The 16,341-nt window shown below is 70.0% G+C and carries 12 protein-coding genes and 2 pseudogenes; 4 read left to right on the forward strand and 10 right to left on the reverse strand.

All coding sequences use genetic code 11. The features are described from left to right. Positions 1-621 (reverse strand): annotated as a pseudogene (locus G6027_RS02475) (allantoinase); the annotation flags it as partial. A gap of 134 nt (positions 622-755) precedes the next feature. Here G6027_RS02475 and rraA point away from each other — a divergent pair. After that, entirely contained in the window at positions 756-1,238 is a 483-nt protein-coding gene (gene rraA / locus G6027_RS02480; protein ID WP_182635091.1) for a ribonuclease E activity regulator RraA, read from the forward strand. 72 nt (positions 1,239-1,310) lie between these two features. Here the strand turns inward: rraA and G6027_RS02485 are convergent, their stop codons facing one another. The 7 genes from G6027_RS02485 to G6027_RS02515 form a co-directional block, all read right to left on the reverse strand. Then, complete coding sequence (locus G6027_RS02485) at positions 1,311-1,694, reverse strand: hypothetical protein (RefSeq protein ID WP_182635093.1); 384 nt, start codon at positions 1,692-1,694, stop codon at positions 1,311-1,313. A gap of 98 nt (positions 1,695-1,792) precedes the next feature. After that, the gene (locus G6027_RS02490; protein ID WP_182635096.1) at positions 1,793-2,347 is read right to left on the reverse strand and encodes a hypothetical protein; all 555 of its coding nucleotides are present in this window, start codon (positions 2,345-2,347) and stop codon (positions 1,793-1,795) included. Next, positions 2,344-2,580, reverse strand: a complete 237-nt coding sequence (locus tag G6027_RS02495) for an RNA-binding S4 domain-containing protein (protein WP_346995606.1) — start codon at positions 2,578-2,580, stop codon at positions 2,344-2,346. Before G6027_RS02495 ends, G6027_RS02490 begins: the two co-directional genes overlap by 4 nt. 88 nt (positions 2,581-2,668) lie before the next feature. Then, the gene (locus G6027_RS02500) at positions 2,669-3,028 is read right to left on the reverse strand and encodes a hypothetical protein (protein ID WP_182635099.1); all 360 of its coding nucleotides are present in this window, start codon (positions 3,026-3,028) and stop codon (positions 2,669-2,671) included. A gap of 113 nt (positions 3,029-3,141) precedes the next feature. Continuing rightward, positions 3,142-4,614: a glutamate synthase subunit beta gene (locus G6027_RS02505; RefSeq protein WP_182635101.1), complete on the reverse strand. Its 1,473-nt coding sequence runs from the start codon at positions 4,612-4,614 to the stop codon at positions 3,142-3,144. Next, positions 4,607-9,208 carry a glutamate synthase large subunit gene (gene gltB, locus G6027_RS02510; RefSeq protein ID WP_182635103.1) on the reverse strand — a complete coding sequence of 1,534 codons (4,602 nt, stop codon included), beginning with the start codon at positions 9,206-9,208 and terminating at the stop codon, positions 4,607-4,609. The genes G6027_RS02505 and gltB overlap by 8 nt, the downstream gene beginning before the upstream one ends. A gap of 262 nt (positions 9,209-9,470) precedes the next feature. After that, positions 9,471-10,844 carry a hypothetical protein gene (locus G6027_RS02515; protein ID WP_182635106.1) on the reverse strand — a complete coding sequence of 458 codons (1,374 nt, stop codon included), beginning with the start codon at positions 10,842-10,844 and terminating at the stop codon, positions 9,471-9,473. A 177-nt stretch (positions 10,845-11,021) separates the two neighbouring features. Between G6027_RS02515 and G6027_RS02520 the strand changes: the two genes are divergently transcribed. Continuing rightward, a complete protein-coding gene (locus G6027_RS02520; RefSeq protein ID WP_346995604.1) occupies positions 11,022-12,353 on the forward strand; it encodes a DUF4921 family protein in 1,332 nt (443 codons plus the stop codon). A 68-nt stretch (positions 12,354-12,421) separates the two neighbouring features. On the opposite strand, the gene G6027_RS02525 is transcribed toward G6027_RS02520, so the two are convergent. Continuing rightward, positions 12,422-12,937: a hypothetical protein gene (locus tag G6027_RS02525; RefSeq protein WP_346995605.1), complete on the reverse strand. Its 516-nt coding sequence runs from the start codon at positions 12,935-12,937 to the stop codon at positions 12,422-12,424. Between the two features lie 109 nt (positions 12,938-13,046). Here G6027_RS02525 and G6027_RS02530 point away from each other — a divergent pair, with 109 nt between their 5' ends. Beyond that, positions 13,047-14,228: a DUF4185 domain-containing protein gene (locus tag G6027_RS02530; RefSeq protein ID WP_182635110.1), complete on the forward strand. Its 1,182-nt coding sequence runs from the start codon at positions 13,047-13,049 to the stop codon at positions 14,226-14,228. Between the two features lie 13 nt (positions 14,229-14,241). Here the strand turns inward: G6027_RS02530 and G6027_RS02535 are convergent, their stop codons facing one another. Continuing rightward, positions 14,242-15,780 (reverse strand): AAA family ATPase, encoded by a 1,539-nt coding sequence (locus tag G6027_RS02535; RefSeq protein WP_182635112.1) that lies wholly within the window; start codon positions 15,778-15,780, stop codon positions 14,242-14,244. 227 nt (positions 15,781-16,007) lie between these two features. Between G6027_RS02535 and G6027_RS02540 the strand changes: the two are divergent. Continuing rightward, positions 16,008-16,341, forward strand: a pseudogene (locus tag G6027_RS02540) (hypothetical protein); the annotation flags it as partial.

Below are 16,341 nucleotides of genomic sequence, written 5' to 3' on the forward strand. Positions count from 1 at the left end.
GACGGCCCGCAGGTGGAGGCGACCACCGGTCCGGCGACAGACGTCCAGCAGTGCCGGAAGGTCCTCGACGCCGGCGTCCGCGGCGAGGAGCCCGCCGCGCCCGGCGACCTCCTCCGCCGCCGCAACGAGGTCATCGCTGGTCAGGGTGGGGGTTCCCGCGACGCCCTTCCCCTCCGCCACGGCGGAGATCCCGAACACCCCACGGTCCAGCAACGCGCCGAGCTGACCGAGGTTTCCGGGCACGGCGGCGCCCCACAGGCCCACGTCGACGAAGGACTCGCCGGCCACACCCTCTCGCCAACGGTCGACCTGCTCCGGGCCGGTGGCCGACGGGTCGCCGTTCGTCCCGTAGTCGACCACGGAGGTGATCCCCCCGAGGGCGGCCGAACGGGTGCCCACCGCGACATCCTCGGTGCTCACGTGCGGGTCGACCAGGCCGGGCATCAGCACGACGTCATCCCCGAGATCGATCGTGTGGTCCCCCGCCAACCCGATGTCCCGCGCCTCGGACCCGGTGCGCACGGCGGAGATCACGCCGCCGTCCACCGCCACGGCCGCCTGTTGGATACGACCGTCGACCACGGCGCGGCGGGCATGGATCAGGAGCTCGTACCTGGCCACGGATCGGTCCTCCTACGTCTTGACGGATTTCGGTGACACCCTCGGGCGTCATTGTCCCCCACGGCCGAGGTCTTCCGGGGCAGGGTCGCCGGATAGCGTGGAGGGAGTCCGAACTCAGACCAGGAGGGCCAGCCATGACCGACACCCCCACCGGATTCGTCCCCACCGCCGACCTCGTCGACGAGATCGGCGAGGGCGTCCGGAGCTGCGACACCCAGTTCCGCGACCTCGGTGGCCGCACCGAGTTCTATGGCCCGATCTCCACCGTCCGGTGCTTCCAGGACAATGCGCTGCTCAAGAGCGTCCTGGGCGAGCCCGGAGAGGGTCGGGTCCTGGTGATCGACGGTGACGCCAGCGTTCACACGGCCCTCGTCGGCGACCTCATCGCGGAACTCGGCCGATCCAACGGCTGGGCCGGCGTGGTCGTGCACGGCGCGATCCGCGACTCCGCACTCGTCGGCACGATGGACTTCGGGTGCAAGGCCCTCGGGACGAACCCGCGCAAGTCGTCCAAGACCGGCGCCGGGGAGCGCGATGTCACCGTGAGTTTCGGGGGGGTCGACTTCGTCCCCGGCGACACGCTCTACGCGGATTCCGACGGGATCGTGGTGCGCTGACCCGCGCGCCCACTTCACGCCAGGGTGTGGCGGCCGGCGGGGCGGCCGGACGTCCACCGCGCGGTCAGTGGATCAGGACGCGCCTGCGAGGCTGCCGATCGATCCCACCGCCAGCTCGCCGATCGAGGCCTCCGGCCCGTAGCTGCCCAGCGATCCGGGCGCGTACGACCCGGTCGAGTTGGGCACGTCCACCGAGAGGACGACGGACCCGGTGTTGATGAGCGTCGTCAGCAGGTTCATCAGCGAGCCGGTGCCGAGCGAGCCGTAGCCCAGACTGCCGAGTGCGTCGATGGTCGCGGGATCGACCGACATGCACCGATTGCCGTTCATCGTCTGGATCCACACGCAGAACGGATCCGCGGGCTCCTCGGGCGCCGCCGCCGCCGGTCCGGCTCCGGCGAGCACGGCCGTCGCCATCAGAGCGGACGATGCCGCGGCGAGCATGGTGGTGCGCATGTCAGGGAACCTCCGGGTAGGCACCCCACCCGGGCGTGGGGCATTCCCCACGGAGTGTAACGGGTATCACACCGTCCGGGTCCGGCGCCCCGGACGGTTCAGGCCTCGCGCCTGATCCACCGCAGGAGCGGGCCGAGGGACACGCGGTCCGTGAGGTCCAGTCCGCCCAGTTCGAGCATCGACTCCTCCTCCGGGGTGCGGTCCGGCTTCCGGCGCAGCGCCGCCAGGGCGGTCTTGACGCCCAGACGCTGCCGGAACCCGAGCTGGTCCGGGGTCACCACGCCGCGCAACTGGAACAGTTTGAGGTCCCGGAGCTGGTCGGCGGAGAACTCGCTCGACATCAGGTCGATCCGGGCGTCGTCGGTGACCGGGGTGGGACCCACCATGACGACGGCGACCCGGCGACCGGCCTCCACGAGCGCCTCCCAGTTGTCCTTGATGAACCCCGAACCACCCAGACCGCCGCCGGGACGCATGCCCGTCACCAGGACCACAGTCCCGGCCACCACGAGCTCGGCGGGATCCACGGAGTCGTGGTGGGAGCTGCGGGTGTCGAAATCCTCCGCCAACCACACCGCGTAGCGGCGGGCCCCCGGGTCGTCGTCGTACAGCACCACCGGGGCCGGCACGGCGCCGGACGTCATCTCGTTCATTCAGGCCTCCCCTTCCCCTCGCGGGCGACCACGCGGGCCGCGCGGGTCCCGAACGACACCACGTCGCCGTCGGCCAGTCCACGACCGCGTCGCACGTCGACCTCACCGTTGACGCTGACCGCGCCCGCCGCGACGGCGTCCTTGGCCTCCGCGCCGGAATCGAGCAACGAGGCCAGCTTGAGAAACTGCCCGAGTGTGAGCTTGCTCCCCAGATCACACTCGACGTCGTCCACTGGTGGACCGACCGGCGGTGTCACCCGCGCGGCCCGTCCGCGTCCTGCGATATGGCGGCTCATACCGCCGAGCCTATCGGCCCCACCGTCAGGAGGCGGGATCAGAGGGTGGGGCCTGATCCTCCGGCACCGCCGCACGACCACGCCGCGTGACCAGGGCCAGACCCATCCCTCCGGCGACGAGGACCGCGGCGGCCAGACCCAGCGCGACGGTCTGCACCCCGGAGATGCCCAGGGAGGACGAGTCCGACCCGTCCCCCTCCTCCGGCGAGTCCCCCTCCACCGGGAGCGGGGGGAGCTCGCTGAGGACGGGCAGATCGGTCACCTCGACCCTCGCCCCGGAGCCGGTCCCCTGAGCGGATGCCGCGGGCCCGCCGATCATCCCGATCGACAGGAACAGGGCGAGGATCACGGCACCGATCACGGCGGCAGGGCGACGGCGGACCATGGATGCCTTCCGTGACGACGGCCGGGGCGGCCTGAAGAGTATTGCCTCACATCTTAGGTTCTATTAAGGCGGAACGATACCCCGCAGTGCGCCCCCGATCGTGCTGCCCCTGGTCAGCGTTGGGCGACATCCGTGGGCCGGACGGGCGCCGGGAGCGCCGTCTCCCCCATGAGGAAGCGGTCGACCGAGGCGGCGGCTGCGCGCCCCTCGGCGATCGCCCACACGATCAAGGACTGGCCGCGTCCCATGTCGCCGGCGACGAACACACCGTCGACGTTGGTCGCGTAGGTGTCGTCCCGGTCGACGTTGCCGCGGTCGCTGAAGTCCACCCCCAGGTCGGAGCACAGTCCGGTCTTCTGCGCGCCCGTGAACCCCATCGCCAGGAGGACCAGGTCCGCCGGGTACTCGAAATCGGTGCCGGGCACCGCTTCGAAACGCCCGTCGACCATCTTGACCTCGGAACCCTTGAGAGCGGTCACGTGCCCGCCCTCGCCGAGGAACTCTGCGGTGGAGACGCTGTAGACCCGCTCGCCGTTCTCCTCGTGCGCCGACGCCGTCCGGAACATCAACGGGTACACGGGCCACGGGGTGGAGGCGGCACGGGTGGCGGGCGGCCGGGGCATGATCTCGAAGCTCTTGACCGACTTCGCACCCTGGCGGGTGGCCGTTCCCAGGCAGTCCGCGCCGGTGTCTCCGCCGCCGATGATGATCACGTGCTTGTCCCGTGCGTGGATCTCGGGCAGCCCGTCGGAGTCCACCACCGGGTCACCGACCGCGGCCTTGTTGGCCAGCGGCAGGTAGTCCATCGCCTGGTAGATACCGTCGAGTTCGCGACCCGGGACCGGGAGATCCCGCCGCATGGTGGCTCCGCCGCAGAGGACGACCGCATCGAACTCGCCACGCAACTGCGAGGCGGTGATGTCCTTGCCCACGTTGACGCCGGCGCGGAACACCGTGCCCTCCGCCTCCATCTGGGCGAGGCGACGGTCGATGATCTCCTTCTCCATCTTGAACTCGGGGATCCCGTAACGCATGAGACCACCGATGCGGTCGTCTCGCTCGAAGACCGTCACCGAGTGTCCGGCGCGCGTGAGCTGCTGCGCGGCAGCCAGCCCGGCCGGTCCGGAGCCCACGACCGCGACGGACTGGCCGGTGCGGAACGAGGGGATCACCGGATCCATGGGACCGTCCTCCCATGCCTTCTCGGCGATCTCCACCTCGATCTGTTTGATCGTCACCGGCGGCTGGTTGATTCCCAGGACGCAGGAACCCTCGCACGGGGCCGGGCAGAGCCGACCCGTGAACTCGGGGAAGTTGTTGGTCGCGTGAAGGCGATCCACCGCCGCGTCCCACTGCCCGCGGTGCACGAGGTCGTTCCACTCCGGGATGATGTTGCCGAGCGGGCAGCCCTGGTGACAGAACGGGACGCCGCAGCTCATGCAGCGGCTGGCCTGGGTCTGCAGGTCGTTCTCCGGGAGGGTCGTCGACTCGTAGACCTCCTTCCAGTCCATGATCCGCAGATCCACCGGACGACGCTCGGGGAGCTCCCGTTCGGTGTGCTTGAGAAAGCCCTTCGGGTCAGCCATTTGCGGCCTCCATGATCGCCTCGTCCACGTTGCGTCCGTCCTTCTCCGCCTGCTCGATGGCGAGCAGCACGCGCTTGTAGTCACGCGGCATGATCTTGGCGAAGTGATTCACGTTCTGCGCCCACCCGGACAGGATCTCCCGGGCCCGCGCCGAGTCGGTCTCGGCGGCGTGCCGCTCGACGATCCGGTGCAGGAACTCGACGTCCTCCGTCAGCAGCTCCTCGATCTCGACGAGCTCGTCGTTGAGGTTCACGGGCAGCTGGCCGTCCGGATCGTAGAAGTACGCCACACCGCCCGACATACCGGCGGCCACGTTGCGCCCGGTCGAACCGAGCACCACGACCTGGCCGCCCGTCATGTACTCGCACGCGTGGTCACCCACGCCCTCGACCACCGCGGTGACCCCGGAGTTGCGGACGCAGAAGCGCTCGCCCACCATTCCCCGCAGGTAGATCTCACCGCTGGTCGCGCCGTAACAGATCACGTTTCCGGCGATGATGTTGTTCTCCGCCACGAAGTCCGGGGCCGCGTCCAGGGCGGGCCGGACCACGATCCGCCCGCCCGACAGTCCCTTGCCCACGTAGTCGTTGGCGTCGCCGAAGACACGCTGGGTCACGCCGGCGGCGAGGAACGCCCCGAACGAGTTGCCCGCCGAACCGGTGAAGGTCAGGTCGATGGACCCGTCCGGCAGGCCGGCGGCCCCGTACGCCTTGGAGATCTCGTGGCTGAGCATGGTGCCGACCGAGCGGTTGACGTTGCAGATCGGGTACCGACCGGTGCCCGGGCCGGACGACGGGTCGACGAGCACCGAACGGAAGTCCTCGATGAGCGTGCGGTCGAGCACACCCTCCAATTTGTGGTCCTGCTGCTTGGTGCAGCGCAGGTCCTGGTGCATGAAGGGGGAATCCGCCTGGGCGAAGACCGGCTCGAGGTCCAGCTTGGCGGCCCTCTTGTTGTGGGCGAACGCCCGGGACTTGTCCAGGCACTCCGAGTGCCCGATCGCCTCGTCGAGGGAACGGAAACCCAACTCTGCGAGGTACTCGCGGACCTCCTCCGCAACGAACTCCATGAAGTTCACCACGTACTCGGCCTTGCCGTTGAACCGCTCCCGCAGCACCGGGTTCTGGGTGGCCACACCCACCGGGCAGGTGTCGAGGTGGCAGACGCGCATCATGACACAGCCGGCCACAACGAGCGGCGCGGTGGCGAACCCGAACTCCTCGCCACCGAGCAGCGCCGCCACGATCACGTCGCGCCCCGTCTTGAGCTGACCGTCGACCTGCACGACGATTCGGTCGCGAAGCCCGTTGACCAGCAGCGTCTGCTGGGTCTCGGCCAGGCCCAGCTCCCACGGTCCACCGGCGTGCTTGAGCGAGGTCAGCGGCGAAGCACCGGTACCGCCGTCGTGGCCCGAGATGAGCACCACGTCGGCGTGCGTCTTGGACACGCCCGTCGCGACGGTCCCCACGCCCTGCTCGGCGACGAGCTTGACGTGGATCCGCGCCTCGGGATTGGCGTTCTTCAGGTCATAGATGAGCTGCGCCAGGTCCTCGATCGAGTAGATGTCGTGGTGCGGCGGGGGCGAGATCAACCCGACTCCCGGCGTGGAGCCACGGACCTCGGCCACCCAGGGGTACACCTTGCCCGGCGGCAGCTGGCCGCCCTCGCCCGGCTTGGCACCCTGGGCCATCTTGATCTGGATGTCGGTGCAGTTGGCCAGGTAATTGCTGGTCACACCGAACCGGCCGGAGGCGACCTGCTTGATGGCCGACCGGCGCCAGTCCCCGTTGGGGTCGGGGCTGAACCTGGCGATCGACTCGCCGCCCTCACCCGAGTTGGACCGGGCGTGCAGGCGGTTCATCGCGATCGCGAGCGTCTCGTGCGCCTCCGCGGAGATGGAACCGTAGCTCATCGCTCCGGTGGAGAACCGCTTGACGATCTCCGACACCGGCTCGACCTCGTCGATCGACACCGGCGGGCGGGTGCTCTTGAGCTCGAACAGGCCGCGCAGCGTGGCGAGACGCTCCGACTGGTCGTCGACGAGCCGCGAGTACTCCTTGAAGATCTCGTATCGACCGGACCGCGTGGAGTGCTGGAGCTTGAACACCGTGTCCGGGTTGAACAGGTGGTACTCGCCCTCGCGCCGCCACTGGTACTCGCCACCGATCTCGAGCTCGCGGTGGGCGGCCTCCTCGGGACGCGGCAGGAACGCGAAGCGGTGCCGACGGGCCACGTCCTCGGCGATCTCGTCGAGGCCGATCCCGTCGATCGGGCTGACCGAGCCGGTGAAGTACTCGTCGCACAGTTCCTGCGACAGCCCGGTGATGTCGAACAGCTGGGCGCCCGTGTAGGAGGCGAGCGTGGAGATACCCATCTTGGACATCACCTTGAGCACGCCCTTGGCGGCCGCCTTGCGGTAGTTGGCGCAGGCCTCGACCGTGTCGATCCCGGTGAGGTCGCCCGCCTTGACGAGCTCGTCGATCGACTCGAAGGCCATGTAGGGGTTGATGGCGTTAGCGCCGTAGCCGAACAGCACCGCCATGTGGTGCACCTCGCGGGCGTCGCCCGACTCCACCACCAGGCTGACCCGGGTGCGGGTCTTCTCGCGGACCAGGTGGTGATGCACTGCGGAGGTCAGCAGCAGCGACGGGATGGGGGCGTTGCGCTCATCGGACTCACGGTCCGAGAGCACGATGACGGCGGCGCCGTCCTCGATCGCCTCCGAGACCTCGCGGCGGATGCGGTCCAGCGCGATGCGCAGGCCCCGTCCGCCGTGGGCCACGTTGTACAGACCGCGGACGGTCACCGCGCGCAGCCCCTGGCGGGACTCCCCCGCGGCCAGCAGGGTGGCGAGCTCGGAGTTGCCCAGGATCGGGTTGTCGAGCTTGATCTGGCGACAGGAGTCCGGGCCGGGGTTGATGAGGTCACCCTCGGGCCCCAGGGTCACCCCGTAGCTCGTGACCAACTCCTCGCGGATGGCGTCGAGCGGCGGGTTGGTGACCTGCGCGAACCGCTGGGCGAAGTAGTCGAACAGCATCCGCGCCCGCTGCGACAGCACGGGAAGCGGGGTGTCGGTGCCCATCGACCCGGTCGCCTCGGCCCCGACCCGGGCCATCGGGGAGACCAGGATGCGCAGCTCCTCCTCGGTGTAGCCGAAGACCCGCTGCCGCAGCACCACGCGCTCGTGGCTCATGATCTCCTGGCTGACCTGGGGCAGGTCGCCGAGTCGGACCATGCCCTCGTCGAGCCACTGCTGGTACGGGTGCTCCGCGGCGAGCTCCTCCTTGATCTCCTGGTCGTCGATGATCCGCCCCGCGGCGGTGTCGACCAGGAACATGCGGCCGGGCCGCAGGCGGGTCTTGGTGACGACCTTGTCCTGCGGGATGTCCAGGACGCCGACCTCGGAGGCCATGACGACGAGACCGTCGTCGGTGACCCAGATCCGGGAGGGGCGGAGGCCGTTGCGGTCGAGGACCGCTCCGATCACGGTGCCGTCGGTGAAGGTGATCGACGCCGGGCCGTCCCAGGCCTCCATGAGGGAGGCGTGGTACTCGTAGAACGCCCGCTTCGCGGGGTCCATGGTCTCGTGGCGCTCCCAGGCCTCGGGCACCATCATGAGCACCGCGTGCGGCAGGGTCCGGCCGGCCAGTGTCAGCAGCTCGAGCGCCTCGTCGAAGCGCGCGGTGTCCGATCCACCGGGCGTACAGATGGGCAACGCCGCCGACAGGTCCTCGATGTGCTCGCTCGACATGAGCGACTCCCGGGCCCGCATCCAGTTCTCGTTGCCACGGGCGGTGTTGATCTCGCCGTTGTGTGCGACGTAGCGGAACGGATGCGCGAGCGGCCAGGCCGGGAAGGTGTTGGTCGAGAAGCGGGAGTGGACAATGCCCAGGGCGGACTCCACGCGCTCGTCCTGCAGGTCGAGATAGAAATCGGGGAGCTGCTTCTCCGTGAGCATGCCCTTGTAGACGAATGTCCGAGGACTCAGGGACGGGAAGTACACGGTCTCCGAACCCAGGTCGCCCTTGCCGGGCCCCTTGGATCCGAGCTCGTGCTCGCACCGCTTGCGGACCACGAAGCACTTGCGCTCGAGTGCGAGCTCGGTGAGCAGGGCGCCGTCGGCACCCGCGGCCTTGACGAAGATCTGGTGGATGGTGGGCTGCGCGTCGCGGGAGATCGCACCGACCGTCGAGTCGTCGACCGGGACCTCACGCCATCCGATGACCGTGACGCCCTGCTCGGCGGCGATCCTCTCCACCAACCGCTTGGCGTCCATCGCCAGCATCCGTGACTGAGGGAGAAAACAAAGGCCGGTCGCGTACGCACCGGCCTCGGGCAGTTCCAGGTTCTGCTCCTCGCGCAAGACCTCGCGGAAGAACCGGTCCGGTACCTGGATCATCAGACCCGTGCCGTCACCGGTGTTCGCCTCGGCGCCGACCGCACCCCGGTGCTCGAGGTTCACGAGCGCGGCGATCGCCTTCTCGACGATGTCCCGGGACTGACGTCCGTACATGTCCACGACGAACGCGACACCGCAGGAGTCGTGTTCATATTCAGGGCGGTACAGGCCTCTGGGGCCGGGAGTCGTCATCATCTGCTCGCCTTCGTTTGTCGACGGGCGGACTCCGTGGTGGCTGGAGCACCCGCACTCAGATCACCGTGGTGCTCTGGCCCGCAAATAATATGGGGAAAAGGGGGTAGCCGCACAATTGGGTTTCGTCAATCAATGCCGACTGACGTGGGACACGGATTCCACCCTGTGAGATTTCTCTCAGGTCATGGGCTCACTCGGCCCCGAAATGGCAACTGCCCCGCTCCGAGTGGTCCACTCGGAGCGGGGCAGTTAGTGTGTCAGATCACCGGATGAAGGGCAACGGGGGCAGGGTGATGCCGTCCGGCAACCCCACCTCGTAGTCGCCGAGCGAACCCGTGGTGACGATGGCCGCGTTGGCGGCGACCGCGACCCCACCCTGGGCGCCCGGCTCACCACCCCGACCGTTGGGCGTGACGGGACCCGGAGCAGGCGGCGCCTCGGGAACCGCCACCGGCGCGGGCGGCATCATCCCCGGCAGGGGCGGCAGAGCCAGACCGAGATCCATGACGGACTGCCCGATCATCGGGGCGGCGGCGATCGAGCCGCCGATGAGGACCACCGGGAGCAGGATCGGCAGTGAACCGACCGCTGAACCGACCGTCGAGCCCAACGGGGCGAGTGATGCCGTCAGGGAACCGATCGGGGCGAGTGAGCCCTCCACCGAACCCGGCTCCAGGGACCCCATCGGGGGCGACCCCTCCAACGAACCCTCGTCGAGGGAACCGGGCTCCAGCGACCCCTCCAGGGAGCCATCCAACGAACCGGCCTCGGACCCCACCGACAGCGGCGCCAACGAACCCGGCTCCAACGACCCCTCCAGGGAACCGTCCTCCGATCCGGCATCAGAACCCGCCAACAGCGGCACCGATGCGAGGGGAAGAGCGAGCGATGCGAGCGGGAGAGCGAGCGAACCCTCCAGCGAGCCATCCTCCGACCCGGCCTCGGAACCCGCCGACAACGGTTCGAGCGATCCGGGCTCGAGCGAACCCTCCAGCGAACCCTCGTCGAGGGAACCCTCCAAGGACCCCTCGTCAAGCGAACCCTCGTCCGACCCGGCCTCGGACCCCGCGGACAGCGGCGCGAGCGACCCGGGCTCGAGCGAGCCCTCACCGGCCTCGGACCCCGCTGAGCCTGCCTCCAACAGCAAGGTCAGTGCGGCGAGCGAGCCGCCCTCCTCGGAACCCGCGGACAGCGGCTCCAACGATCCGGGCTCCAGCGAACCGGGCTCGAGCGACCCTTCCAAAGAACCCTGGTCCAGCGAACCGGGCTCGAGCGACCCCTCCAGCGAACCGTCGTCGGACCCGGCCTCCGAGCCCGCCGACAACGGCGCGAGCGACCCGGGATCGAGGGAACCGGGCTCGAGGGAACCCTCCAGCGAGCCCTGGCCGAGGGAGCCGGGATCGAGAGAACCGGGCTCCAACGAACCGGGCTCGAGGGAACCCTCCAACGACCCGTTGTCGAGGGACCCGCCCTCACCCGATCCCGCCGAGCCGAGTAGCAGCTCGAGGTTCAGCCCGAGTCCGGCTTCGAGCGACCCGTCCTGGGCGTTGGCGACCGCCGGAGTGCCGGCCGCCGCGAGAAGAGCCGCGCCGGCAACGGCCGCCGCACGGATGTGTAGTGCTCGTTTCGATGTCATTTTCGGTCCTCAATCTGGTCGGTCTCTCCACGCGGGATCGCTAGCACCGATCCCCCTGCCTGATATGCACATCGTGAAATCTCAGGATAGTGTTACTTACATCACAGTTCCACCGGTGCGGCGGAAATCTCACCTCGTCGTCGTCGGGCGTTTCCCCCGACCACCTAGGCTCGCCGGGTGACCACCGCGCCCGACGTCCCGCCGCCCCGGCGCCCGCCGCTCCGCCGGATGGCGGACGGGACCGTCAAGCAGATCAACCCCTTCACCGGCACCGAGGTCTGGACGGTTCCCGGCCGTGGCAACCGCCCTGTCGACCATTCGCCCGGCGAGGTCCTCCCGGTGGACCCCCTCGCGGCTGAGGCGCACTGTGCGTTCTGCGTGTCCCGGCTGCGCGAGACCACTCCGGAGAAGTCACGGCTGGTGCGCGAGGGCGACACGTGGACGACGCTCGACCGGGTGGCCGCGCACGAGCTCGACCTCACGACGCCCGAGTTCCGGCTCTTCGGCAACCTCTTCGAGATCGTGTCGCTGGACTATTGGAGAGCGGTCCACGGTTACCGGATCCCGTCCCGGGCCGCCGCGCACCAGAGCGCCTACCTCGGGACCGACGAGGGCGCCGACCACGTCCGGGCGCTGGTCCGCACCAGGATCGCCGCCGCACAGGGGGATCCGGCCGTCGTCGAGGCCATGACGACCGCGGACCTGGCCGCCCGCTCCGAGAGCTTCTTCGGCGGCTGCCACGACGTCGTGGTGGCCCGCCGCCACCTCACCGACGGCGCCACCACCACCGACCGGCACGCCTCCTCGGGCTCCCTCGACCCGGACGAGCACCAGCAGTTCATCGCCTTCACCGTCCGCGCCATGCGGAACCTGTACAGCGACAACCCCCACGCCCGGTACGTGTCGGTGTTCCAGAACTGGCTGCAGCCCGCGGGCGCGACGTTCGCACACCTGCACAAGCAGCTCGTGGCTATCGACGAGGTCCCGGCGAAGACCGGTCGCGAGGCGGCCGCCCTCGCCCTGGAGCCGGACCTCTACAACACCCTCGGGGTCGACCACGCGGCCGCCGAAGGGTTGGTGCTGGCGGCCAACGAGCACGCGGTGGCCGTGGTCGGGGTGGGGCATCGATATCCCGCCCTCGTCATCTACTCGCGAGCCGCGGCGAGCGCGCCGTGGGAGCACTCCCCGGACGAGCTACGCGGGGTCTCCGACCTACTGCACGCCTGCCACGCCGCCACGGGCCCCCTGGTGCCGTCCAACGAGGAGTGGCACACCCGGCCGCCGGGGGTCGGCGCGGCGATGCCGTGGCGGATCGTGCTCAAGTGGCGGATCTCGAACCCCGCCGGATTCGAGGGGGCGACCGGGATCTACGTCAACACGATCGACCCGTGGACCCTGCGCGATCGGGTCGCACCGCGGTTGGCCGAACTGCGCGCCTCGGGTCGGATCGCCGACATGGCGCTCGGGGCGGAGTGCGGGGACGTGCGGGGGTCGTTGCGCTACGGGTGAGACCGGGCGAGGAGCGCGACGGGATCGACGACGACGAGGTGGTCAGCTGGGTTCCCGGGTTCCGCCGCCTAGATCGCGCGACGTGCCCGACCCCGGGGGAGCCTGGCGGCGGTGGCCTCACGGATGCCCGGGACGGAGGCCGGGATCACGACTGGCCCGGAGAGCGACGGGTCGAGCAACATCGCCGTGGGGGTCTCCTCCGAGCCCATGTTGATGCTGCGGCAGAGCTCGTAGGCGTCCTCGTCGCGCCAGATGTTGACCCAGTGCACCTCGAGCCCCTCCCGGGCGGCTCGCCTCCGCAGCGCGGAGGAGTACGGGCACCCGGGACGCCACAGGACCACCACGGCGTGCTCCACACAGGTGCTGCGCACCGACTGCAGGGGCTCGTGGCCGGTGACCCTCAGCGGCGAGTTCCACAGGGCGACCACTGTGGTCACCGCCAACATCAGCAGCGCGGGCGCCGCTCCGTGCCCGAAGCCCACGATGATCCAGGCGAGCGCGCACCCCACGGCCACGACGACCGCAGGGCCGAACCAGTGGCCGGGGACGATCTCGCGCCCCGCCCGGGCGAAGGGGTGTGTCACGCGGACGACCATACGCGTCCCGGATCCCGGTTCGCCCGTGCATTAACCGAATTGTGATGCGTCCACGATCGGTTCTCCACCGGTCGTCCGTGGCGGTAGCGTCGGAGCGATGACGGACTCGCGCCCGCCGAACCCGGCCCCGCCGACCAGCACCCGGAAGATCCGCGACCTCACGGGACCCGGGATCACCACCGCGTTCGGCATGGAGGGAACCGATCTGGGGATCACGGCCAGGACGCCCTCCGGACGCCTGCTCGCCGTGTTCGGCGACACCTTCGCGGGAGCGGGGATGGGTGCACCCCACGTGGGTCGACCCCATCCGGGGATCGCCGAGTGCTCCCCCACCACCGACGAGCGACCGGGGCCGGGCAACCCCGACTGGCGGTCCCCCGTCGGTCTGTTCGCCGACGACACCACCCCGGGAGGGGGCCTGGTGTGGACGGGCGCGGCCGGTCCCGGCCCGCCGGACTACGCGGGACAGCTCATCGACTACGTCCACGGCCGGGGCTGTTCCACCGTCCTCCCCGGCGACGTGCTGGCCCTCGGCGACACGATGTATCTCCACGTCATGGTCAACGAGGGACTCGGGACGGTGACCCGGACCGAGATCCACCGCTCGGTCGACGACGGGAACACCTGGGAGCCGACCGGTGTCACGTTCTCCCCCCGGCTCGAGGGCGGGCACCGCCAACTGTGGACCTGGGAGGCCGGCGGGGACGGATTCGTCTACGTCATGTCGACCGGCTTCCAGCGGGACAAGGGGGTCATCCTCATGCGGGTCCGTGAGGAGCACCTGGCCGATCCGGGCGTCAACGGGTGGCAGACGTGGGGATTCCGCGAGGGCGCCTGGGACTGGGGTAACCCCACGACCATCGTGCTGCCGGGCCGCATCGGCGAGATGTACCTGCGGCGGTGCGAGGACTTCTGGACCCTCACCTACTTCGATGCGGAGCACTACCGGATCGACTGCCTCACCTTCCCGCACATCGGTGCCGACCTGCTGGACAGCTCGGTGACCACCCACTCCACGCTCCTGCACGGCTGCGCCTGGGGGGACGAGTCCGACGGCTCCGATCCGGACGCCGGACCGGCCCGGGTCGCCCAGCTCTACTGCGGCTGCCCGGTCCCGGGGTCCACCCCCGAGGAGTGGCACGTCGTCGTGAGTCAGTGGAACACCCACGACTCGGCCGCGGGCCCCGCCGGCTGGCCGTACCGGTCCATGCAGTTCGTGGGCTCCATCCCGCGCCCGCCGGGAACACTGGCCCGGGAGCGATCCGCCGCGGACGCGTAGGTCCGGCGGCCGCTCAGGCCCAGGGCAGAGGCCCGAGATTCCGTTCCGCCCAGCCCCGCACGGCGTCGGTGGAGCGGGGATCCAGTTCGGTGGTGTCCACCTCGATCGCGTCGGGCCAGGGCGCCAGATCCACGAGCTGGCTGTTCAGTACAGCCACTGTCGCCTCGGACGGGTCCGTGCCGGTGCGTCCCCGCTCCTCGATCCGCCGGACCAGTTCACCGTGGGGGGCCGTACTCGAGATCTCCACGAGCTCGGCGTGCGCGTCGGCGGCCACGGTCTCCGCCTCGGCGCGGCGGCGCGGGTCCAGCCAGGTGGCGTCCAGGACCACGCTGTGGCCGAGGGCGAGGAGTTCCCCGGCCCTGGCGAGCATCCGGGCGTAGACGGCGGAGACCGCCTCCTCCGAGTACCGTCCACCGGCCGGGCCCACGCCCGCGTCACCGGTGCCGGTTTCCGCGAGGACGTCGGAGCGGAGTTCATCGGAGCGGAGCAGCTCGGCCCCCAGCGCAACGGCCACCGGCGCGGCCAGCGTCGACTTGCCGGACCCGGACACACCTCCCACCAGAACCAACCGGACGCGGGCGCGCAGGAGGGCGTCGACGGCCCGGTCCGCCAACTCCAGGGCGTGCCGCGCATCCGCCCCACCGCTCGCGGACTGCTCGGCGCGGATCGCGGTCACCTTGGACCGGACCAACGCGCGGTACCCGATGTAGTGGTGGACGAGGGACGACGGGGCGTCATCGCCCGAGAAGTCCCGATACGCTCCGAGGAAGGCCTCGGCGAGGTCCCGCGCCCCCATCCTGTCGAGGTCCATGGCCAGGAACCCGGCGTCGAGCATAGCGTCCCCGAACCTGAGCCGGTCGTCGAACTCGAGGCAGTCGATCACCCGGGGCCCGTCGTCCTCCAGGTAGACGTCAGCCGCGAGCAGGTCCCCGTGGCCGTCGACCACCCGGCCCGCCTCGACACGTGCCCGCAGGAGTCGCTCCCTGCCGCGGAGGTACTCCCCCGCGAGCCATTCCACGTCGTCGACGATCTCTGGTGCATCCTCGCCCACGCTCAGACGTCGCAGGTGCCCGATCGACTCCCTCCACAACCCGGCCACGGCGTCCGCGGTGCCCACCGCGTCGATCTCCTCCGAGCGGGGGCTCGCCGCGTGGAGATGGTCGAGCTGCCGGGCCACCTCCCGCACGCCCACCACGAGGTCCGGGTCGTCGGCGTGGCCGGTTCCGGACGCCCGCGACCGCACCAGTGACTCCAGGCTCCGCCGGGAAGGGAGTCGGCGCATCCGGACCACGTGGTCGATCACCTCGCCGTCAGGACCACGAACCTCGAGGACGCCGTCATAGACGTCCGGCGCCAGGCGACTGTTGAGCTCGACCTCCCGCCGACTCTGCTCGGCGCGGGCCCCGACCGACGTGTTGTCCAGGAACCCGAGGTCGATCCGTTTGCGCACTTTGTGAGCCTCGTCACCATAGAGCACGATGAGAGCGCTGTGGGTCTCGACGACCGCCGGCCCGTCGTCCGTCGCCCGGTCGGCATCCGCAGGAGTGTCCATAACCCCAGCCTAGGCAGGCATGACGCGGTTCGTCGCCGACCCGCGGAGCCGGCCGGATACGCCCCCCTCGCCTTCGGTGACCGGAGTGTTACCTCAAGGAACACACAGCATGTGGCCCCCCTGACAGGGCCCGAGTTCACTTGTAGGGTCGCCGACGCACCTCGCTCCGATCGAGGTGTCCGCGATGAGAGACATCGTGGTCAATGAAGATGGGAGCTGTTCAGAAAATGACGAACACCCACCGGAAGACCACCAACCGCACCACCGCCAAGATCGCCGCCGTCGGCGCGTTCGGCATCGGTGCCGCCATCGCGTTCCCCGGCTTCGCCGCGGCCCAGGATGCCCCGGCAGGCAGCCTCGAGGGCCTCGCGGGCGACACGGGCAGCCTCACGGAGTTCACCGGTGAGGACGGCAGCCTGGCCGACCTCGACCTCGGCACCGACCTCGCCGTCGACCTGGGCAGCCTCGCCTTCAACCTGAACCTCGGCGCCGAGGCGTCGAACCCGGGCTCGGTCGAGTTCGGCAGCCTCGGCGTCTCGCCGAACACCGGCAGCGACATCC

Source organism: Dietzia sp. SLG310A2-38A2, assembly GCF_014145095.1.
Taxonomy (GTDB): Bacteria; Actinomycetota; Actinomycetes; order Mycobacteriales; family Mycobacteriaceae; genus Dietzia.

Excerpts from the sequence above, each read along its gene's own strand:
- rraA (WP_182635091.1), top strand. The coding sequence starts at position 756 with ATGACCGACACCCCCACCGGATTCGTCCCCACCGCCGACCTCGTCGAC.
- G6027_RS02490 (WP_182635096.1), bottom strand. The coding sequence starts at position 2,347 with ATGAACGAGATGACGTCCGGCGCCGTGCCGGCCCCGGTGGTGCTGTAC.
- G6027_RS02535 (WP_182635112.1), bottom strand. The coding sequence starts at position 15,780 with ATGGACACTCCTGCGGATGCCGACCGGGCGACGGACGACGGGCCGGCG.
- G6027_RS02515 (WP_182635106.1), bottom strand. The coding sequence starts at position 10,844 with ATGACATCGAAACGAGCACTACACATCCGTGCGGCGGCCGTTGCCGGC.
- gltB (WP_182635103.1), bottom strand. The coding sequence starts at position 9,208 with ATGATGACGACTCCCGGCCCCAGAGGCCTGTACCGCCCTGAATATGAA.
- G6027_RS02530 (WP_182635110.1), top strand. The coding sequence starts at position 13,047 with ATGACGGACTCGCGCCCGCCGAACCCGGCCCCGCCGACCAGCACCCGG.
- G6027_RS02485 (WP_182635093.1), bottom strand. The coding sequence starts at position 1,694 with ATGCGCACCACCATGCTCGCCGCGGCATCGTCCGCTCTGATGGCGACG.
- G6027_RS02505 (WP_182635101.1), bottom strand. The coding sequence starts at position 4,614 with ATGGCTGACCCGAAGGGCTTTCTCAAGCACACCGAACGGGAGCTCCCC.
- G6027_RS02500 (WP_182635099.1), bottom strand. The coding sequence starts at position 3,028 with ATGGTCCGCCGTCGCCCTGCCGCCGTGATCGGTGCCGTGATCCTCGCC.